This window comes from Aestuariibaculum scopimerae (genome assembly GCF_059428085.1).
Genome location: NZ_CM182089.1, coordinates 3736204 through 3757013 on the forward strand (window position 1 = coordinate 3736204; position 20810 = coordinate 3757013).

Here is a 20810-nt window from a genome sequence, read left to right on the forward strand (position 1 = left end):
TGGTGTAATATTATAATTTGTTAATATGGAAAGATACTAACCCTTCAATGGGTCTGCGTTCAATATTCCCAATAGTAAAACCCATTTCCTGTGCCACTTCCTTTATTTCGTCTTGAGCAAAAAAAGCAATGGATCCTGCAAAATGAACGGGCACTGTTTTTAGTACGTCATTATATTGAAAAATCATGTTTTTAGCAAACTCTCTAATCCCTTTTTTAATAAGATCCTTAATATAATCTGACTCTTTATTTAAAAACATGAATTCTGCAAAATGCGCCAAATAGGCATTGGGGCTGGGTTGCTTATAGATATTATATTTAATATAATCGGAATCCATATTATATTTACTGCCAAAGGCTACTTTAATGTCTTCTGGCATGTGGTTAAAATAATAATCTCTTATTAATAGGCGCCCATAGTAATTGCCCGAGCCATCATCCATAATGGCATACCCTAGTGAATCTACACGTTGGTGCAATTTATGACCATCAAAATAACTACAATTAGATCCTGTTCCTAAAATACATACTACTGCAGCCTCAGTGTCATGATTAATAGTTGCAAAAATGGCGGCCATAGTGTCCTCATGCACATGTACCTCGGCATTAATAAAGATTTCCTCCAAAACCATTTTTACAACTTCCCTGGGCTTTTCTGTACCACAGCCAGCACCATAGAAAAAGACATGGGAAACCGTTTTTTTATTAGCTTTTAATTCTGCATTGCCTTTAACAATTTTCTTTATTTTCTTGCCTGATATAATTTCTGGGTTAAGACCTTTTGTACGTATCTTTTCCAATAATTTATTCCCGTTTTCATCTACTGCTATCCAATCAGACTTTGTAGAACCGCTATCAACAATTAATATCATAAGCTTATATATAAAAACTCCACAGACTATGTTATACGTTGTACAATAAATCTGTGGAGTTATTAATAAATATGTGTTTTTAATTAAATTTTACTAATATGTTGGGCAAGATCAATTAATTTAGTTGAGTAACCAAACTCATTGTCATACCAAGATACTAATTTAAGGAAATTATCATTTAAAGCAATACTAGCTCCAGCATCAAAAATACTGGTCATGGATTCTGAAACAAAATCTTGTGATACTACAGATTCTTCAGTGTAGCCCAAAATACCTTTTAATTCATTTTCTGAAGCGTTTTTTAATGCAGCTTTTACTTCATCCCATGATGCTGACTTTTCAGTTCTTACTGTTAAATCTACTACAGAAACATCAGGTGTAGGAACTCTAAATGCCATACCGGTTAACTTTCCATTTAATTCTGGAATTACTTTGCCTACAGCTTTTGCTGCACCTGTTGATGATGGAATAATATTGGCCAAAGCACTTCTACCACCTCTCCAGTCTTTTTTAGAAGGCCCATCTACTGTTAATTGTGTAGCTGTAGTAGCATGTACCGTGGTCATTAATCCTTCTACAATTCCGAAGTTATCATTAATAACCTTAGCTAACGGTGCTAAACAGTTTGTAGTACAAGAAGCATTTGATACGATGGTATCTGCAGCAGTTATTTTTGTATGGTTTACACCCATTACAAACATTGGTGCATCGGCTGATGGTGCTGAAATAGCCACTTTTTTAGCGCCAGCGGTTATATGTTTTTGAGCGCCTTCTAGTGTTGTAAAGATACCTGTACAATCTAGTACAACCTCAGCTCCTACGGCATCCCATTTTAAATCTTCCGGGTTACGCTCTGCGGTAATTCTAATTTCATTTCCATTAACCACAAGGTTTCCGTTTTTCACTTCAACAGTACCACTAAAACGGCCGTGAACTGAATCATATTTTAATAAATACGCTAAATGATCTACATCTAAAAGGTCGTTAATACCTACTATTTCAATATCAGGTCTACCAACTGCTACTCTAAAAGCAATCCTTCCTATTCTACCAAACCCGTTAATTCCTAATTTTAATTTTGACATAATTTTTGTTATAAATGTTAAGTGCTCATAATATCTGACACACGCAATAGTTCTAAATTTATTTTTGATTTTCCTTTTATGGCTTTTTCTAATGGGGTTAATTCCATCTTACTGTTTATTAAGCCTACCATATAGTTCGTTTTGCCTTCTATTAAAGACTCTACAGCCTTTACTCCCATTCTACTGGCCAGTACTCTATCGAAACACGACGGTGCACCACCCCGTTGCATATGACCCAATACGGAAACCCTAACATCATAGCCCTCCATATTTTCATCTACATAATCTTTTAACTGAAATATGTTTTTACCAATTTTATCACCTTCGGCCACTATAACGATACTTGATGTTTTTCCAGATTTTTTACTCTTGTTAAGAGAGTCTACCAATCTGTCCAGTCCTAAATCTTCCTCTGGTATTAATATCTCTTCGGCGCCACCTGCAATTCCTGCATTTAAAGCAATATGTCCAACATCACGCCCCATAACTTCTACAAAAAATAACCTGTTGTGGGAACTAGCGGTATCCCTAATTTTATCAATGGCATCAACTACAGTATTTAGGGCTGTATCAAAACCCAGCGTGTGAGTTGTACCAACTATATCATTATCTATGGTTCCCGGAATTCCCATAACAGGAAAATCAAACTCATGATTGAAAATCATGGCTCCTGTAAATGTTCCATCACCACCAATGGCAACCAAACCATCTATTTCGGCTGCTATTAGCTGGTTATATGCCTGTTGCCTACCTTCTTTGGTTCTAAATTCTTTGGAACGTGCCGATTTTAAAAACGTGCCCCCTTTATTTATAATGCCTTTTACACTCCTAGCATCCATAGGTGTAAAGTCGCCTTCTATCAGACCTTCATAACCTCTATATACACCTATACATACAATATTATGGTATGCACATGTTCTTACCACAGAACGTATGGCTGCATTCATTCCAGGGGAGTCTCCACCAGAAGTCAAAACAGCCACCTTTTTTATTTTTTTTGGCATAAAATTTTCAATTATTAGGAGTAAAATTACTAAACTAAAACTATATATTATAGCTTTTATCCTATTAAAATCAGACATTTGACACTATAACGTTTTAGTTATTAAAAAATAAGATTATTAAAAAATAATTCCGTTTTTTTTTGTTAAAAATGAAAGATTCGTAGCTTGAAATTCTAGTTAGAAGACTTATAATTAATGTAATCGGGTAGCGCATTATCCCCTTCAGTTTTTTCTTCTTCTATAATAATAACGTCTTGTTGTTCTGGTTTCTTAAAGAAGTTTTGTAGTAACTCTTTAAAGGTATCAAAATCTACGCTATATGAAATACCTACACCTTGAGTATAACCTATTGCTTCCCCAAAATTGCGAATGCTATTTTCCCTATTGAAGACTTTTGCTGTTAGAGTTCCCTCTTCGTTTAACAAGAAGTCTATTTCAACATCACCCGCAATAACCGTTTGTGTAGCACCGGCACCACCAATGGGCACCCCCACTTTACCATTTATTAATACACGATCACTTATTTGTGTTTGCAAGGTTACCCCAAAACGATCTTCGGACTGGTAATCGGGTCTGTTTTCACCAGCTTCATAGTTTAAACCAATATTTAACTTGCTATCTCCCGAGGTAAATATACCATTAATAATGCCATTTAGGCGTTCTGCAATGGTTCCAGAAAAATTAAGCTCGTTTAAACCTCTAGAAAAAGCTCCTGTAGATATTAAGTACAAGGCTTGATTTTGCCTATCGTCTTCAGATTCTAAACGGTATTGCAATTCAGAGCGTATTGTTGAACTTACGTTAGGGAATTTAAAATCGTATATGGGGTCTGGGCGTTCTAAGTCGCCTGTTAAATTAATATTGAGCTCTACAGGAATACTTCGATTAATAGGGTTGTCGAGTAATGGCGATGGGTTGGCCTGTGTTTTATAAACAGCCAACATGTTAATTTGCGCTTTTAACGGGTCACCTTCCCAGGAAATGGTGCCACCTGGTTGTACTATAAACTCTTTTTGAATTAGACCACCATATGCAAAATTATAGACCCCTTCAAACACTGAGAAATCCCCCCACATATTAAACTTACCATTAGTATTTATTTCAACTAAGAGTCCGCCACTACCTTTACCTTTTAAAGAGTGCCCTGAGTTTTTATCTATAATGATTTCCAATTCAGCATCTTCTGTAACATCTAAATCAAAATCCAATTCCAAACCTTTTATTTCATTAAAAACAAAGTCGCGACCCTGTTGTTTTGCTAATTTTTCTTCTTTGGTAATGAAATGAATATACGTGTTATCTCCAAACGATTCGGTATCATTCAAAGGAATTTTAAATACCGTGCCTGGTTTTGTTTCACCTACAACACTAATTACCAATTGTTCTGTAGGACCTTCTATACTTGCTCTACCACCAATAAAGGCAGTTCCATAATACAGCGCTTCATCACTGGCCTTGGTATCTAAAACCAATAATTTAGGAGTACTTAAATTTAAATCCAAACTCCAATTGGAAAAATTAACATGACTTAGAGACCCCCTTAACTGGCCTTTAGAATTAAACTTGGTATCTATTAGCTCAATTCTATTAAAAATAAAGCTTTGTTCTTTTAATGTTACGGACGATTTATCTTCAAAATCATAATCTACATTTAAATAAGGAATGCCTAAGCCTGCTTTATCTAAAGTTAGTTTTCCATCGATATCTGGTTTCTTAAGATTGCCAGACACATTAACGCTACCAGTGGCTAAGCCCCTAATATTGGTTAGAACGTTTTCTAATAACGGGTTTAATGGTATAAGGTTAAACTCATCAAAATTCAAGTCAACATCAATGTAAGATTGATTTCTGGCTATATTGATATCGCCCAGGGCCCTAAATGTTTTTTTAACCTCATTCTTAATAGTTAAATCCACATTATAGTTAGTCAGATTATCATTGCCTGTTATGGTAGCATCAAAGGAGCCTAAATTAAAATCATTAACTTTAAAATCGTCTATAACAATTGTTGAATTGGGTAAATAACTACCGTTTTGCTGTAGAATATCCAATTTACCATTTACAGTCCCTGCTAAAGACAAACTGTCAATATCTGGTGTAATTTTATCCAAATCAACGTCCTTAAAGTTCAACCTAATGTCTTTTTGTGTAGAATCTTGTATAACCCCAGAGAGCTTAATTTCCTGATGGTGGTTGTTAACAACAAACCTTTCTATATTAAACTTTGATAATGCTTTATTAAAAGATACTTTATTAAATTGGTCTTGTGCCTCATTAATGTACCACGTATTGTCCTTAATGGTAAAATCAGATTTTTTAAAGCCTATTACCGATTCGTTATCTTCATTAATGGTATGGTAAAAACTTAGGTTATAGGCATCCTTGTTACGTTTGCCCCCCTTAAATTCAGAACGCATAAACAAGGTATCGTTTACAGTAACGTTAATTAAATTAAACTTAGAAATATTGTAATATTTCGTCTTCAAACTATCGGCTTCTACATAGGTATTAAAAACGGGGTTACTATTATCTACTTGCAGTTCTATATTGTTTACAAAATAATCCATGAGTTTAATTCTGGGCGATTTAAATGTTAATCTAAATTGCCTTTCATCACTTTCTACACGCCCTCTAATAAATGTGTTTTTACCCAATTCTACTTCGGGAAAAATCACCTCAATAATCTTGTTGTAAATTTTAAAATTAAAATCAATGGACTGGTTTGTTTTTACTTCATGGGGAATATAGTTGGTATAAATGTGCCCCAATGAATTTTCAAACAGCTTTTTTAAATCGCGAAACACAAAACGGCCTTTTAGCTCACCTTCAATAATATCGGGCGATTTTATTTCTATATGACGCACACCAGATTCAAATCTAGATGAAATATCCAATTGGTCAAAATAATAAATATCGTTTTGGTTTTTATAAGAAGTATTGGTAAACGCTATTTTTCCAACAGCATCATCGTAGTTGCTGCTGTTCATATTCATTCGTACTTTACTTTTAAAAATTGAAATACTGTCCTTTTTAATAAAATTAAGCACGTTTAGGTTAGCATAGTCTACATTGGCTTCAAAATCATATTTATTAACGTTTTCGGAAAAATCAACCAACCCTAAAAAGTTTAGTCTTAAATTTTTATCAGTGGATATTAAGTTACCATCAAAAATGTTGTTCCTTACATTCCCAGCTACTTTAATACCCTTATAGTTATACTTGTTATACTCTATTTCAAAAATATCGCCCTTTACTTGGGTATCTAGATTTGCAGCAAGAAACCCGCTGCCTTTTACATCAAAGTTCAAAGAGGCCAAACCTACCATAGGGTCGTTTAAAAAGATTCCAAAATCAAAATTCTCAAAGGCAACACTTCCCTTATAGGAAGCATTATCAATATCGTTGATTTTTGTTATCTGTAAATTGGAGTCTACAAAACCCAATTCTGTATCAATTTCTATGTCGGCATTAACAGTAGATGCTGTAATTTGGGTGTTTCCAACTATAGAGAACCTGCCTAACCTATCAAATGAAGTTGGTATGGAAGCTCCCAATACATTGGGCAACAGGGCTTTTAAATCTTTATAGGTAGATGACAGGTCTGCAAAATTACCATCCATATAAAAATTTCCTTCTTCCTTATTAAATAGGTTTTTAAACAAAATATCACCATAAACCCTAGTTGCACCATTGGTATATAGTTTTAAATTGGTGGCCTGTAGATTATTCATAGTACCAGACATATCTACACTTAAGCTCGCTGTTTGCCCCGCACCAAATTCGTTATAAAATGTATTGAGCTCATCAAGTAGCACACTAGAATCTTCAAAACTTGCGGTTACCAAAACCTTGTCGGTAAAGTACTGTAAGTCTTCACGATTGTACGAGAATTTTAAATCCCCCTTTAAAACAGAACTGGGCGTTTTTATATCTAAATTGGCAAAGGTCATGTCGGTAAGTGTATATGAAAAATCTGTTATTAGGTTTTTCATATCCAAGCCCCTGCTATCCTTAAAGGCCAAAGTATTAATTCTGGCACTTACATCGCTACCATTAATTAAAAAATTGGTAGCATTGATATTTAATTCAGTAAACTCCAATAGTTTTGTAGTTTCCCTGTTTTCATCCAAAAGTTTAAACACCCCATTATAAATAGAAACATCACTGGACGACAATAAAAAATCACTCTTTTCCTTTCTGGGATTGTCATCTTCAAACTTTTGAACAAAAATATCTAAATTAGTTTCATTGGCATCTTTGTAGGTTTTAATATTAAATACCAAATCAATAATATCAATATCCCCAAAAGCTAATTTATTATTAATTAGGTTCCTTATGTTAATAATGGAGGTATTTAATTCCACTATGCTTATTAAGGTATCCTGCTTGTAATCTTCTATATAAATATTCTTAAGCTCTACATCGCCATTAAACTGTAAGCTAACTTTTTCTATGTCTATGTTGGTTTTAAACTCATCATTAAGGCGCTTGGTTGCATATTTGCCCAAACTTGTTTGAACATAGGGAATAGAAAGGACCAACACCAAGATGATGAAAAGCAGTAGCAGGATAGCTACAATTTTAGATAGTATTTTAAGGATTTTCTTGATACTTGGTAAAGTTATAGTTTTATTAAGAAAAAGCTCTGTTTTTCAAGTCTCTACTTATTTTATTCATTTCATTACCATTAAAAATTTATTTAAGTAATTTTGCGCGTATGAAACCAATAAGTTGTTAGACATTTAATGATGTTTCAAAATTAACAATTATTATGCCTAATTTTTATTAATGACCTCACAAAATATTTACATTCTTGGTATTGAGTCTTCTTGTGATGATACTGCGGCCTCAGTAATACACAACGGATATATTTTAAGCAATGTTATTGCCAACCAAAAAATACACGAGGCCTATGGTGGTGTGGTACCAGAACTGGCTTCTAGGGCGCACCAACAAAATATAGTGCCAGTAGTAGATCAAGCTCTAAAAAAAGCAAACATTACCAAAAACCAATTGCATGCTATAGCATTTACAAGAGGCCCTGGACTTATGGGGTCGTTGTTGGTAGGTACTTCCTTTGCAAAGTCGTTGGCTTATGGCCTAAATATCCCCCTTATAGATGTTAACCACATGCAAGGACATATTCTGGCCCATTTTATTAATGAAGCAGGTTACAGCAAACCACCCTTTCCATTTTTGGCCATGACCATTTCTGGCGGACATACACAAATAGTCCTTGTAAAAGGTTATTTTAATATGACCGTTATTGGTGAAACCATAGATGATGCGGTTGGCGAAGCGTTTGATAAAAGCGGAAAAATACTGGGCTTGGGCTATCCTGCAGGACCAGAAATTGACAAACGTGCCAAACTGGGAAACCCTAAAGCATTTAAGTTTACCAAGCCAAAAGTATCGGGACTAAACTTTAGTTTTTCTGGTTTAAAAACGGCTGTGCTTTATTTTATCCAAAAAGAGGTTAAAGCCAATCCTAATTTTATTGAAGAAAACATAAATGACATTTGTGCTTCCATACAACACACCATTATTGGTATTTTAATAGACAAATTAAAACTGGCCTCTAAACAAACAGGTATTAAGCATATTGCTATAGGGGGTGGTGTTTCTGCCAATTCGGGTATTAGACAGGCTCTTAAGGATGGTAAACAAAAATTTGGATGGACCACGTACGTCCCTAAGTTTGAATTTACTACCGATAATGCTGCCATGATAGCCATTACTGGTTATTTAAAATATTTAGAAGGCGATTTTGCAAAGCAAAACATTGCAGCTTCAGCGCGATTAAAAATTTAAAAACACACGCTTATATACCATGCAACTTTTTTACAATCCAGATATTACCGAAAGTACCACACAATTTTCTTTCAACAAAGAAGAAAGCAGGCATATTGTAAAAGTATTGCGAAAAGATGTTGGAGACACCCTGTACATTACCAATGGTAAGGGTTGGTTGTTTACAGCCCAAATAACGGGTTCCAATATCAAGAACTGCGTGGTACAAATCGTTTCAAAAGCATTACAGCCAAAGCGCAATTACTATTTACATTTGGCAGTAGCTCCCACAAAAATGAATGACCGGTATGAGTGGTTTTTAGAAAAGGCCACTGAAATAGGTATAGATGCCATAACCCCTATTTTTTGTGACCATAGTGAACGGAAAATCATTAAGCCAGAACGATTTGAAAAAATCTTACAATCGGCCATAAAACAGTCCCTAAGCTGCTACTTACCAAAGCTTAATGATGCTATGGTGTTTAAGGATTTTATTGAGCAAGACCATACAGGCAGTTTATACATTGCCCATTGCGAAAACACCAATAGAAAATCCTTAAAACAACAATTAAAACCTCAAGATACCATTACCATTTTAATTGGACCCGAAGGCGATTTTAGTGTTAAAGAAATAGAAACCGCTTTAAATACTAATTTTATTCCTGTAACTTTGGGATCAACCAGACTGCGAACTGAAACAGCTGCTATAGTTGCTTGTCATTCTGTGGCATTTATAAACGAACAATTATAATGTGAGATGAGAAAAGAGAATAGAGAGAAGAGAAAAGAGAGTTTTACCAAATGCTCATAGTTAATATAAACCAAGTCTTTCATCTTTTATCCCTGCCTACCGGTAGGCAGGTAATAGTAAAACGGTCTAATATCTAAAAAATGAGAAAAGTCATTATAACCATAACTTTAAGCTTTTCACTTTTAACTTTTAACTCCCTTGCCCAAGAACTGGCAGTACTAAAGTACAAGGGCGGTGGCGATTGGTATGCTAACCCTACAGCTTTAAAAAACCTTATTGCCTTTTGTAATCAAAACATCAACACTAAAATAAACACCAAACCGCAAGAAGTGGAAGTAGGCAGTGTTGATATATTTCAATATCCCTTTTTGCATATGACAGGGCACGGCAATGTGTTTTTTAGTGATGATGATGCAAAAAACTTACGTAACTACCTTATATCTGGGGGCTTTTTGCATATAGACGACAATTACGGTATGCAACCCTATATAACCAAAGAACTAAAAAAAGTATTTCCAGATAAAGGTCTTATAGAACTTCCCGCAAGCCATACCATTTTTAACAATGCCTTTATGTTTGCTAACGGCTTGCCCAAAATCCATGAGCACGACGGAAAGCGCTCGCAAGCATTTGGTATCTTTTATGAAGACCGATTGGTTCTTTTATTTACCCTTGAAAGTGATTTAGGTGATGGTTGGGAAGATCCTGAAGTGCATAACGACCCTGCAGATGTTAGACTAAAAGCCTTAAAAATGGGGGCCAATATTGTTAAATACGTTTTTGAACATTAAAACTCCTCATTAAGTACCATTGCAGTTAACCCACTACAATACTCATTTTTTAAGCAGAATATTCCCTATTGTTTTGGTTTGCGATAATGTTAGCAATGCCCCCAACATTGGTAGCTTATTTAGAACTGCAGATGCCTTTGGTGTTGAAACCCTTATATTATGTGGAGCAAATATTACCCTGGGTAGGAAGGCCATGAAAACATCACGAGCAACCGAAAAAGTAATAGATTATAAAATTTGTGAGTCGGCAATAACAATTATCAAAGATTTAAAAGCCAAAGGTTACCAGATCATTTCATTAGAAATCACCAATAGTAGTACCCCGCTCCACACCTTTAACCTTTCAACCAAAAAACCAGTGGCTCTTGTTGTTGGTGATGAAAATTTTGGGGTGTCAGATAACATTTTAAAACTATCGAATGCTATTGTGCATATAGATATGTTCGGACAAAATAGCAGTATGAATGTAGTGCAAGCAACAAATATTGCTTTATACGAAATTACCAAGCAACTTTTGTAAACGGTTTTTATATCTTTACTAAATGAATTCAAAAATAATTGCCAACGGTATTTTAAGGGCAGTTGCCATTATTTTGGGCATTGCCTTAGTGTTGTTCTTTCTTTATAAAATACAATCGGTTATAGGCTATATAGCCATTGCTGCCGTTATTTCACTTATAGGTAGGCCCATTGTGTTGTTTTTAGAACGCCGGTTAAAGTTTAGCAATACCTTGGCTGCCATTATTACCATAGCCTTTCTTTTAGCTCTGTTTTTAGGGTTAGTAAGCTTATTCATTCCGTTGGTTATTGAGCAGGGGCATAACCTATCACTCTTAAACATTGAAGAACTGCAGGGCAACATTGAGGATCTGTATACCGAAATCATTAGCTATTTCAATATCCATCAAATAGATTTGGAACAATCCTTTAAAGAGTCTAACCTGCTCTCTAAAATAGATTATTCATTAATTCCCAACTTTTTAAATGCTATTTTGGGTGGCTTTGGAAGTTTTAGTATTGGGCTCTTCTCGGTTATATTCATATCCTTTTTCTTTTTAAAAGATAGTCGTTTGTTTGAAAACGGACTTATAACCTTTGTTCCTGATGATAAGGAATCACAATGGAAAACCTCCTCCACAAAAATTAAGGACTTGTTGTCCAGATATTTTGTTGGGTTAATACTTCAAATATTCGTTCTCTTTGTTATTTATACGTTAGGACTACTTATTATAGGGGTAGAAAATGCCATTGTTATTGCCTTTTTATGTGCCTTGATTAATTTAATCCCTTATATCGGTCCTCTAATAGCGGTCTTTTTAATGGTTACGCTAACCATGACAAGCAATCTTGGGGAAAGCTTTAATGACGTTATTTTGCAAAAAACATTTTGGGTGTTCATCGTGTTTTTAATTGGACAATTGGTTGATAATTTTTTCAGTCAACCCATTATTTTCTCCAAAAGCGTGAAGTCGCACCCGCTAGAAATCTTTTTGGTAATACTTATTACGGGTATTCTTTTTGGCATTATTGGCTTAATACTAGCCATACCAGCCTATACAGCAATAAAAGTGATTTTAAAGGAATTCTTGTCTGAAAACAAAATTGTAAAGAAACTGACTAAAGACTTATAATTTTCTTGAACATAGCCATTTTAAATACTGAAATTCAAGAGTATATAAATACCCATTTACATACTAATGTAACTTCCTTACTATTAAAAGGCATCCCATTCCCTACTGTAGAAAGTAAGGTGGTAATAGAACAAATTGAAGCCAAAAAACGCTGTGAACATAAATTACCCACATGGTTTCAAGGCAAAAACATATACTATCCCAACAAATTAAATATAGAACAAACCTCCTCTGAAACCACGGCCCAATATAAATCCAGTATTATAACGGGGAAAACCCTTATAGATTTAACTGGAGGGTTTGGTGTTGATTGTTTGTATTTCGCAAAGACCTTTAAAGCAGTTACCCATTGTGAAATAAATGAATCGCTATCTAAAATAGTTAGCCATAACTACAAGCAATTAGGCGTACAACCTATTAAAACAATTGCAGCAGATGGCATGGCCTATCTAAAAACTTTAAACGAGATGTTTGATTGGATTTATATAGATCCATCCAGAAGGCATGACAGTAAGGGCAAGGTGTTTTTTTTAAAAGATTGTTTGCCCAATGTTCCACAACATTTAGAGCTGTTGTTTCAACATACAAAGAATATCCTTATTAAAACATCACCACTACTCGATTTATCGGTTGGCATTAAAGAATTAAAAGCTGTTAAAGCCATTCATGTGGTAGCTGTAAACAATGAAGTTAAGGAATTGCTTTGGATTTTAGAAGCTGGGGTTTCGGGTAGCATATCAATAGAAACAATCCATTTTAAAAAAGATAAAAAAACGGTTTTTAGTTTTTTACTTGAAGCAGAAAAACAGGCCGAAGCCAAATACCATAGCCCACTAACCTATCTGTACGAACCCAATAGTGCCATTTTAAAAGCTGGTGGCTTTCATTCCGTTGCCAAACAATTACAGGTGTTTAAACTCCATAAACATGCGCATTTATATACCAGTAATACAATCATTGATTTTCCCGGTAGGCGCTTTAAAATACACCAGGTTTTAGACTACAACAAAAAGACCCTAAAAAAACTGAGGATTGATAAAGCCAATATCACTACCAGGCATTTTCCCGAATCTGTTCAACAAATTCGCAAGAAACTCAATATAAAAGACGGGGGCAATTGCTACTTATTTTTTACAACAAACCCCAACAATACTAAAATTGTAATAGTGGCCAAGCCTATCGGCGCCTCCTAATGCTTATATTTGTTTCTTTGTTTTCAATGGTAACCACCTGCATACGGTCCCAAGGAAAACTTAAAGTAGGCTTATTGGCATAGCGCTTGGTATAAACCGCTATTTTAGTTCCTGTGCCTGGCGCTAAACGCACTGTAAAATATGGAGCATCTACCAATGTTTTTTTACCATCTATTTCAATATAGGTACATTGGTGCTCGGCATAACTTCCCATTTGCACGATCAATTCACGAGATTCCAATTGGTTAACATTTACTAAAGTAACTGCTACATGGTCGGCAGTCATTTCATCAATCAAAGCGGCCACATCGTCAGGAATCCCAGCTCTATGGTTTACAGGATCAAAATACCGCAAACGGGCGTACAGGGGGGCGCCGCCTCTACCAGGATCTAGTCCCGCCATCATCAATTGCCGTAAGGCATCAACCGTTGCCGGATTGTATTTCATAGGGTCGTCTGCCAAGCGGGTATCTGGAGTTGTTGTATCTTCCAACATAGCAGCATGTTTGTAACGTATTCTTGCTAGGTCTCTACGCAAGGCTTCTTCTGCATATCCTGGGTTCTTGCCATCCAAAAAGTCAATCCAGTTATGGCTACCCAATCTGGCACGGTCCTTTGGTGCGCAGGTAAAGAAGTAACAATCCAACACGCCCCAATTTACTGGATTAGGGCTAAAGGCATACCAACCATCATCTCCATACATGTGGGGGTATTGCATTTTACCATCTATCTTTTTACTGTTGGAGTTCACTTTATCAATCATACTCCCCCAAGCATCAATGTATTTATAATCACCCGTTAATAACAGGGCGTTACTAAACCCTATTAAACCTCTATACACACGTGTACGATGTTGTACTTGCCCTGTTTGTGGTACAATAGGCGAAAACCCCCAACCGTAAGTGCTACCATACCATTTGCCATCTGCAGCACCACCAATGGTACCATCCAACCCTATATTGGTAGGTATAATACCGTTGTTGGCTTTCATGCGTCCTAACCAAGCATCTACATATTCCACAAGCCAATCTTTATACTTGGCTTCACCGGTTAACATATAAGCATTCGCTGCCAAGGTGGTTGCACTCATATTTTGCGGATGGTCTCCTATAATATCTGTATAGTCTTTAAAATGTGCCAGCATTTCCTCGTAGGTACGTTCGCCATGCCCAGCATTAAATCGGTGTTCTATTTGAATGGGATCGCCTGCCCAATCCAAGCTAGTCGCTTTACGCATTAATGGTCCCTTGCTACCATTAAACATACTTTTAATAATCTTATGCTCGGGGTCGTAGTTATCAGCTTCGGGATCTTCATTCATATAAAAGCCTGCAAACCGTCTGGCACGCTTTTCAAAATCCAGATCATTTGGGTCTGAAAGCCCCTGTAGGTTAAACACACGCAAGCCTTCTCCATTGTGCATCCAGTCCATCATTACCGGAAACTCCTTATAGTACATCCCTTCACGAGCAAAAGGCACATCAACTGTTTTAGCTTCGGTGTACTGGCGTAAGTGACCTTCCCAAGCTTTCTTGTATAAGTATAGAATGTCATTTGGTGCCCCCAGAGCATGTAAAATGGGCCAATCGGCTACATTTTCAATAGCATCATCAGGACCGTCATTACCGCCCCAACGTTCTACGGCCAATAAGTACCCCCGCTCATCAAAATATTTATCAAAAAAAGCACGGCATGCTACCGTATTTTGTTCTAAAAGTTCACGTTCCAAAAACGCCCACGTAGGTGGTGTCATAGGAGTTTCTACTGAAATTGTTACCCCATTGGTAACCGATGTTTTCGCCTGCCCATAATAAATTGTAGGTAACACAAAAAAAAGCGCAAGAAAAGCTGCTTTGCAAGAAGAATGCCTCATACTGTGGTGTTTAGTTAGTTGATTACAAAGTTATAAAACTTAACCTTATGTGTATTGGACATCTAACCTTACAAATAGTTTAATTGCTTTATTATTTTTTTGCAACAAGTACAGTTATAAGCGTTTAACCTAATCCTGCTTTTCTTTCTTTTTAAAAACATAACTAATGCCTACCATAACCATAGATGTTGTCATATCATAAGACACTTCACTTCCTGGAATGGCACCATAAGGTGGATAACTAGATATATACATGGGGTTAAGTAATTCACCAGAAGTTTTATTGCCACTATCGCCATAATGGTAAACAGCATCTAATATAATTTTATCGCTTGCATGATAACTAAGCCCAAATTGAAATGCATTTTTAATAATTGCAGTGGCAGGAATATTAAAAAAAGTAACATCTTCATTAATTGGGTTAGAGCTATAGGTATAGCCTAAGCGTAAGGGTATTTTATTTATACCTTTATATTGTATACCCGCAGATATAATGTTAATATTCTTCCATCCAAAGCCTGCTACTGATGCTGTTTGTGTCCATCCTGTACTAGAAAAACCATCGGTATTTTCATAATCAACCAATCGGTAATCCAATGCCAGGTCTATATTTCCTTTAGAATACCCCAACCCAAACGATAATATAGCTGGATAATCCATATTAAAAGTATTTTTACTTGTTGTATTATCTAAGTAGGTGTTTTTAAACTCGAAATCGTCAAATACTTGTGTAGATTTATAGGATGCACCAGCCTTAAACCCCGTTCCTGAATTAAAGAAAATACCCAATTGAGCACCAAACCCTATGGCCGTTGCCTTATCGGTTGACGGGTAGCCTGCGCCTGTTGGGCTTGCTGTGGGATTTGGCATTAACTGTAAAGTAGCATAATTAAATGTAGGCTCTATGCCTATAGATAGTTTATCTGATAGTTCATAAGCATAAGAAAAACCCATTTGCAGTAATATGTAATCAGACTCTATATGGCCAAATCCTCCCATATTTTGGGGCATGTTAATTGGGTTTGTCATGCTTTCTGGAAAAGTGACACCAAACCCACTAATACCAAAAGCAGAAGCTCCAAAAGTATGTTTGCTGTTCTCTTTACCCCAAACCATTGCCAATGCTGGCATAGGAGACACCCCCCTATCGTCTTTTGTATTACCACTATAAAAATTACCTGTTGGCATACCATTGCTATCAAACTCAGGTACTGTAGAATACAATTCTGGTGAAGAATAAAATAAACCTATGTCAAACTTTAATATTTTGTCGTTAAAGGTTGAAATAGCAGCAGGGTTCCACTGCAGTGCTCCAGATATATCTAACGGTTGCCCCGTTGAGGCACCCCCCATAGACATGTTAACTGCACCTATGCCCTGCATAATATGTCCAGCTTGAGAAAAAACAGCAGTTGAAAATAACAATAAAAAATAATTGATAAAATTGGTTTTCATAATTAAAATATTTGAAAATATGCTGCAAAAAAAGTTTTAAGAACAAGCACCTCCTTTTACAGCATATTACGGTTTAAAAAAAGTTTTACCAAAACTACCTTTACCAAGCATTAATAACAATGACTTATGTCATGATATCCTGCATTTATTTAAATAATTTTATCAATTTTTAATATACTCCAACCTTCTGTAACCTTTGTTACACAAGGGTTTACATGACTTATGTCATATTTTGTTGTTGGTTTTTACTTTACTTTTACTCGAAAGTTAAACTATTAACACATTAGCCAAAAGGTAACCTTAATTCTATACAATTTTAGCACTCTTCAAGTATGATTGTTAACTATAAAATAAAGAATAGAGCATGCCGACTGGCAGGTAACATTTAAAAAGTTTAAACAGATGAAAAATTTAATAATATTAGGCGCAGGAACATCGGGAACCATGATGGCCAATCATTTAGTTTCTAAACTTCCTAAAAAAGAATGGAAAATCACTATCATAGACCAAGAAAAGACACACTATTATCAGCCTGGGTTTTTATTTCTTCCTTTTGATATATATACCACAAACCAAGTAAAAAAAGAGGGTAAAAAGTTTATTCCTAAAAGTGTAGACTATATACAAGAAAAAATCAATCTTATTGAACCCGATAAGAATAAAGTAAATTTAAATAATGGTGACGTTTTAAGTTACGATATTTTAATTGTGGCCACTGGTACCAAAATTGCACCTGATGAAACAGAAGGCATGAGTGGTCCCGAATGGCACAAAAGCATATTTGATTTTTATACCTATGAAGGTGCTAAGGCTTTACGAGATAAGCTGCGCGAATGGAAAGGTGGCAAGTTGGTAATACACATAACAGAAATGCCCATTAAATGCCCTGTAGCGCCATTGGAGTTTGCATTTCTGTCCGATTCTTTTTTTAAACAAAAAGGCATGAGGGATAAGGTAGATATTACGTTTGTTACCCCCCTTGATGGTGCTTTTACCAAGCCTAAGGCAACGAAAGCCCTACATTATTTATTAGAAGAAAAAGGCATTAAAGAAATTACCGATTTTAATATTGAGCGTGTTGACTATAAAAACAATAAAATTATTGATTATGCAGGTACCGAAGTGGTATACGATTTATTAGTTACAGTACCTACCAATATGGGTGATGCACTTATAGAACGATCTGGTATGGGAGACGATCTTAATTTTGTTCCCACTAATAAGGCAACGCTACAAACCAACGATTATGAAAACATTTTTGCCATAGGCGATGCAACAAATTTACCAGCATCAAAAGCAGGATCTGTAGCACATTTTGAAGCTGAAATATTAACTGAAAATATACTTCGCTTTATAAAAGGCGAACCATTAAAAGAAGCATTTGATGGGCATGCCAATTGTTTTATAGAAACCGGAGGTGGTAAGGCCTTACTAATTGATTTTAACTATACACACGAACCCGTAGAAGGCACATTTCCGTTTCCTGGTGTTGGCCCACTTAAACTATTAAAAGAAAGTAAAACCAACCATATGGGGAAAATGGCTTTTAGATGGATTTATTGGAATATGCTAATTAAAGGCATTCATATACCATTTGTTTCTGCCACTATGAGCGAAAAAGGAAAACATTTTGAACAAGCAATATAGTAATAACTTAAAAACAAATAATAATGGAAAAAACAGTAGCAAATAAAGCCATTGATGTAAATGAAGAAGGCTATTTAACAGATTTTAAACAATGGAGTAAAGAAATTGGCGTTGAACTTGCCAAAGAACAAGGTATTGACATGTCTGACAAACATTGGGAAGTCATTGATTATATACATGATAAATACCACAAAGAAGAGCCTTTATCTATTAGAGGTATAAAGAAAAGTGGCGTTATTAATATTAAAGAGTTTTACAACCTATTTCCTGGCGGACCACTTAAGAAAGCAACTTTAATTGCGGGAATACCAAAACCAAAAAGTTGTATTTAAAATTAGTGACTCAAGTATAAATTAAAACCATAAATTATGAGTACTAAAGTAAAAAAAATGCTTTTTATACTATCTAAAGCAACAATAGAAAATGCCTATGCGGCCTTTATTATGGCTAATGGTGCTAGAATGGAGGGTATAGAGTCTGAAATATTTTTCACCTTTTTTGGATTGGAAGTTATCCAAAAGAAAAAATTAGAACACTTGCATGTAGCAACCGTTGGAAATCCGGCCATGCACATACCAACCATGCTTGGCGGCTTACCAGGAGTGGAAGCACTAGCCACAAAAATGATGAAAAAAGAAATGGAAAAACTAGACATGCCCCCTATTAATGAGTTTATAGAAATTCTTTCAGATTCTGGATGCAAGCTCTGGGGGTGCAAATTGGCTGTAGATATGTTTCATCTAAAAGAGGATGATTTAATAGACGAACTAGACGGAATTTTAACTATTGGCGATTTTTATAGTAGAGCAGATCAAGAAGGTTGTCAACTACTTTTTATATAACATAAACAGATAGTTTTTGTGGTTTCTGTTTTTTTAACAGCCGTTTTCCAGGTACATATACAATCTGGTTAGCGGCTGTTTGCATGGCTAAAATTAGAGCACTTTATTTAGGCTTACCCAGACCAATAGGCTTATAAATTGTCTGTTACTCTTACTTTTACAGGAAACTACAGTTTAAAGGGGCTTATGAAGCAACTAAACATTTAATTAGCCAAGGCTGTAAACGCATTGCCCATTTAAGCAATGATAGAAGTTTAGATATTTTTAAAAATCGTTATCTGGGCTATAAACAAGCTATTGAAGATGCCGGACTAGAATATGACGACCAATTAGTTATTGAAACAGAAAGTAAAGTTACCGAAGGAAGAAAAAGCACTAAAAAATTATTAAACTTAAGCAATCGGCCAGATGGCATTTTTGCATCTTGCGACTTTTCTGCCCTAGGGGCTATTAAAGAAATAAAGTATCATGAACTAAACATTCCTGAAGATATTAGTGTTGTTGGTTTTAGTAATGAGCCTTTTGCACAATTTATGGAGCTCTCCATTACATCGGTAGACCAATCTCCTATGGAAATGGGTAGAATTGCTGCCAATGTGTTTTTAGATGAAGTAAACCGTAACAGAAATACCGTATCTAAAAAACAAGTGGTATTAACTCCTAAGTTAATTATTAGAAACTCCTCTTTAAAAACTTCTGTTTTTGTAAATTAATCAATACTAACACTAATACACGTTACGGATAGGGTTATATTAAGAACGTATGGCATACCTATAAAAGAGCAACCACAGGCCCTATGTAACCTATGGTTGCTAATCTATTAATACAAACTGCCGCTTTATATTCATGTGTTTACCTATTACAACTCTTATTGACAATCAAAAATCTAAACACATGTAGCGAAAAACAGTTTAAGCTCAATAAAAAACCCACTAGATCTTTAGGCAATTATGTATATTTGGGTGTATATAATTAAAATAGACACACTGGTGTGTTTATACATTTGTTATAGTGCATTTTGACCAACCAATAACTATGATAAAATTCTTTAGAAAGATTCGACAAAAACTACTTTCTGAAAACAAATTCAGTAGGTATGTAATTTACGCCATTGGAGAAATAATACTTGTGGTTATTGGAATTTTAATTGCACTGCAAATCAATAATGCCAATGAAGCCCGTAAAAATAGAATTAGGGAGATTAGTTATCTTAATAACCTAAAGGAAGATATAAAATCAGATTCATTGTTTCTTCAAGGAAGTTGGTTTAAAAATGCTCCTAGAAAAATAGCAGGACTAAAAAAAGCTAAAAACTATTATAAAAATAATGTTGTTCCATATGATACAGTTCAATTTATAAACGACATTTCTTTAGGTGGAATCTATGGCATAGGTGAATTAACCGTCAATAATAGAACCTATGAAGAATTAGTGAGTACAGGAAGTATTAGCCTGATATCAAATGATGAATTACGTTCAAGGATTAGCAACTACTACCTAGAACAAGAATTTTTGAAAGCTTATGGAATAAAATTACAAAGTGGATTCTCGAATTATTTCAATTCTATCAAAGTTTTTGACCCAAATTATCCCGACAGTATTAATGCGGATGAAATTCCATTTATTCTTAAAATGATGAAAAATGATGCGTTTTATATGCTCGCCAATAGGGAATTAACATATGCTTATTCTTTCTTGAACAGGTTAAAGAATTCCAAAAAGGAATCCTATCTTTTATGTCTAAAAATCGAAGAATATTTAAAAAAGGAATAGAAATAACGAAAGCGCAACACTGAAAACCAACCACACAAATAGCACATTTATTTTTTTACCTACACATAAAAAATTTGAACATTAAAATATTAATCGTAATATTG

17 protein-coding genes are annotated in these 20810 nt (G+C 35.1%); 11 read left to right on the forward strand and 6 right to left on the reverse strand.

The window, feature by feature from the left end; genetic code table 11:
• Positions 1-10: 10 nt before the first annotated feature.
• From AC5SR4_RS16210 to AC5SR4_RS16225, 4 genes are all read right to left on the reverse strand, one after another.
• Positions 11-871, reverse strand: coding sequence for a BadF/BadG/BcrA/BcrD ATPase family protein (locus AC5SR4_RS16210; protein ID WP_495357324.1), 861 nt, complete (start codon positions 869-871; stop codon positions 11-13).
• 83 nt (positions 872-954) lie between these two features.
• The gene (gene gap / locus AC5SR4_RS16215; protein ID WP_495357325.1) at positions 955-1956 is read right to left on the reverse strand and encodes a type I glyceraldehyde-3-phosphate dehydrogenase; all 1002 of its coding nucleotides are present in this window, start codon (positions 1954-1956) and stop codon (positions 955-957) included.
• 17 nt (positions 1957-1973) lie between these two features.
• Positions 1974-2960 carry a 6-phosphofructokinase gene (gene pfkA / locus AC5SR4_RS16220; protein ID WP_495357326.1) on the reverse strand — a complete coding sequence of 329 codons (987 nt, stop codon included), beginning with the start codon at positions 2958-2960 and terminating at the stop codon, positions 1974-1976.
• Positions 2961-3133: 173 nt separating this feature from the next.
• A complete protein-coding gene (locus AC5SR4_RS16225) occupies positions 3134-7468 on the reverse strand; it encodes a translocation/assembly module TamB domain-containing protein (RefSeq protein ID WP_495357327.1) in 4335 nt (1444 codons plus the stop codon).
• A gap of 280 nt (positions 7469-7748) precedes the next feature.
• On the opposite strand from AC5SR4_RS16225, the gene tsaD reads away from it, so the two are divergent.
• From tsaD to AC5SR4_RS16255, 6 genes are all read left to right on the forward strand, one after another.
• On the forward strand, positions 7749-8771 hold the full coding sequence (tsaD, locus tag AC5SR4_RS16230; protein WP_495357328.1) for a tRNA (adenosine(37)-N6)-threonylcarbamoyltransferase complex transferase subunit TsaD: 1023 nt from the start codon (positions 7749-7751) through the stop codon (positions 8769-8771).
• A 19-nt stretch (positions 8772-8790) separates the two neighbouring features.
• Positions 8791-9501 (forward strand): 16S rRNA (uracil(1498)-N(3))-methyltransferase, encoded by a 711-nt coding sequence (locus tag AC5SR4_RS16235; RefSeq protein WP_495357329.1) that lies wholly within the window; start codon positions 8791-8793, stop codon positions 9499-9501.
• 140 nt (positions 9502-9641) lie between these two features.
• Positions 9642-10292, forward strand: coding sequence for a DUF4159 domain-containing protein (locus AC5SR4_RS16240; protein ID WP_495357330.1), 651 nt, complete (start codon positions 9642-9644; stop codon positions 10290-10292).
• A gap of 19 nt (positions 10293-10311) precedes the next feature.
• Positions 10312-10812, forward strand: coding sequence for a TrmH family RNA methyltransferase (locus AC5SR4_RS16245; RefSeq protein WP_495357331.1), 501 nt, complete (start codon positions 10312-10314; stop codon positions 10810-10812).
• A gap of 22 nt (positions 10813-10834) precedes the next feature.
• On the forward strand, positions 10835-11923 hold the full coding sequence (locus AC5SR4_RS16250) for an AI-2E family transporter (protein WP_495357332.1): 1089 nt from the start codon (positions 10835-10837) through the stop codon (positions 11921-11923).
• 5 nt (positions 11924-11928) lie between these two features.
• The gene (locus AC5SR4_RS16255) at positions 11929-13116 is read left to right on the forward strand and encodes a THUMP-like domain-containing protein (protein ID WP_495357333.1); all 1188 of its coding nucleotides are present in this window, start codon (positions 11929-11931) and stop codon (positions 13114-13116) included.
• On the opposite strand, the gene AC5SR4_RS16260 is transcribed toward AC5SR4_RS16255, so the two are convergent.
• On the reverse strand, positions 13100-14989 hold the full coding sequence (locus tag AC5SR4_RS16260; RefSeq protein WP_495357334.1) for a DUF8034 domain-containing protein: 1890 nt from the start codon (positions 14987-14989) through the stop codon (positions 13100-13102). The two genes, AC5SR4_RS16255 and AC5SR4_RS16260, sit on opposite strands and share 17 nt — an antisense overlap.
• 129 nt (positions 14990-15118) lie before the next feature.
• Complete coding sequence (locus AC5SR4_RS16265) at positions 15119-16444, reverse strand: OmpP1/FadL family transporter (RefSeq protein WP_495357335.1); 1326 nt, start codon at positions 16442-16444, stop codon at positions 15119-15121.
• Between the two features lie 402 nt (positions 16445-16846).
• Between AC5SR4_RS16265 and sqr the strand changes: the two genes are divergently transcribed.
• The 5 genes from sqr to AC5SR4_RS16290 all read left to right on the forward strand — a co-directional run bounded on the left by sqr (position 16847) and on the right by AC5SR4_RS16290 (position 20706).
• The gene (sqr, locus tag AC5SR4_RS16270) at positions 16847-18091 is read left to right on the forward strand and encodes a type III sulfide quinone reductase, selenoprotein subtype (protein WP_495357336.1); all 1245 of its coding nucleotides are present in this window, start codon (positions 16847-16849) and stop codon (positions 18089-18091) included.
• A gap of 23 nt (positions 18092-18114) precedes the next feature.
• The gene (locus AC5SR4_RS16275) at positions 18115-18423 is read left to right on the forward strand and encodes a TusE/DsrC/DsvC family sulfur relay protein (RefSeq protein WP_495357337.1); all 309 of its coding nucleotides are present in this window, start codon (positions 18115-18117) and stop codon (positions 18421-18423) included.
• 36 nt (positions 18424-18459) lie between these two features.
• Positions 18460-18933: a DsrE/DsrF/DrsH-like family protein gene (locus tag AC5SR4_RS16280; RefSeq protein WP_495357338.1), complete on the forward strand. Its 474-nt coding sequence runs from the start codon at positions 18460-18462 to the stop codon at positions 18931-18933.
• A 137-nt stretch (positions 18934-19070) separates the two neighbouring features.
• A complete protein-coding gene (locus AC5SR4_RS16285) occupies positions 19071-19646 on the forward strand; it encodes a substrate-binding domain-containing protein (RefSeq protein WP_495359203.1) in 576 nt (191 codons plus the stop codon).
• Positions 19647-19968: 322 nt separating this feature from the next.
• Positions 19969-20706 carry a DUF6090 family protein gene (locus AC5SR4_RS16290; RefSeq protein WP_495357339.1) on the forward strand — a complete coding sequence of 246 codons (738 nt, stop codon included), beginning with the start codon at positions 19969-19971 and terminating at the stop codon, positions 20704-20706.
• Positions 20707-20810: the final 104 nt, after the last annotated feature.

What these genes read in the sequence shown, in the direction of transcription:
- AC5SR4_RS16210 (WP_495357324.1), bottom strand. Translation starts at nt 871, where the DNA reads ATGATATTAATTGTTGATAGCGGTTCTACAAAGTCTGATTGGATAGCA.
- gap (WP_495357325.1), bottom strand. Translation starts at nt 1,956, where the DNA reads ATGTCAAAATTAAAATTAGGAATTAACGGGTTTGGTAGAATAGGAAGG.
- pfkA (WP_495357326.1), bottom strand. Translation starts at nt 2,960, where the DNA reads ATGCCAAAAAAAATAAAAAAGGTGGCTGTTTTGACTTCTGGTGGAGAC.
- tsaD (WP_495357328.1), top strand. Translation starts at nt 7,749, where the DNA reads ATGACCTCACAAAATATTTACATTCTTGGTATTGAGTCTTCTTGTGAT.
- AC5SR4_RS16235 (WP_495357329.1), top strand. Translation starts at nt 8,791, where the DNA reads ATGCAACTTTTTTACAATCCAGATATTACCGAAAGTACCACACAATTT.
- AC5SR4_RS16240 (WP_495357330.1), top strand. Translation starts at nt 9,642, where the DNA reads ATGAGAAAAGTCATTATAACCATAACTTTAAGCTTTTCACTTTTAACT.
- AC5SR4_RS16250 (WP_495357332.1), top strand. Translation starts at nt 10,835, where the DNA reads ATGAATTCAAAAATAATTGCCAACGGTATTTTAAGGGCAGTTGCCATT.
- AC5SR4_RS16260 (WP_495357334.1), bottom strand. Translation starts at nt 14,989, where the DNA reads ATGAGGCATTCTTCTTGCAAAGCAGCTTTTCTTGCGCTTTTTTTTGTG.
- AC5SR4_RS16265 (WP_495357335.1), bottom strand. Translation starts at nt 16,444, where the DNA reads ATGAAAACCAATTTTATCAATTATTTTTTATTGTTATTTTCAACTGCT.
- sqr (WP_495357336.1), top strand. Translation starts at nt 16,847, where the DNA reads ATGAAAAATTTAATAATATTAGGCGCAGGAACATCGGGAACCATGATG.
- AC5SR4_RS16275 (WP_495357337.1), top strand. Translation starts at nt 18,115, where the DNA reads ATGGAAAAAACAGTAGCAAATAAAGCCATTGATGTAAATGAAGAAGGC.
- AC5SR4_RS16280 (WP_495357338.1), top strand. Translation starts at nt 18,460, where the DNA reads ATGAGTACTAAAGTAAAAAAAATGCTTTTTATACTATCTAAAGCAACA.
- AC5SR4_RS16290 (WP_495357339.1), top strand. Translation starts at nt 19,969, where the DNA reads ATGATAAAATTCTTTAGAAAGATTCGACAAAAACTACTTTCTGAAAAC.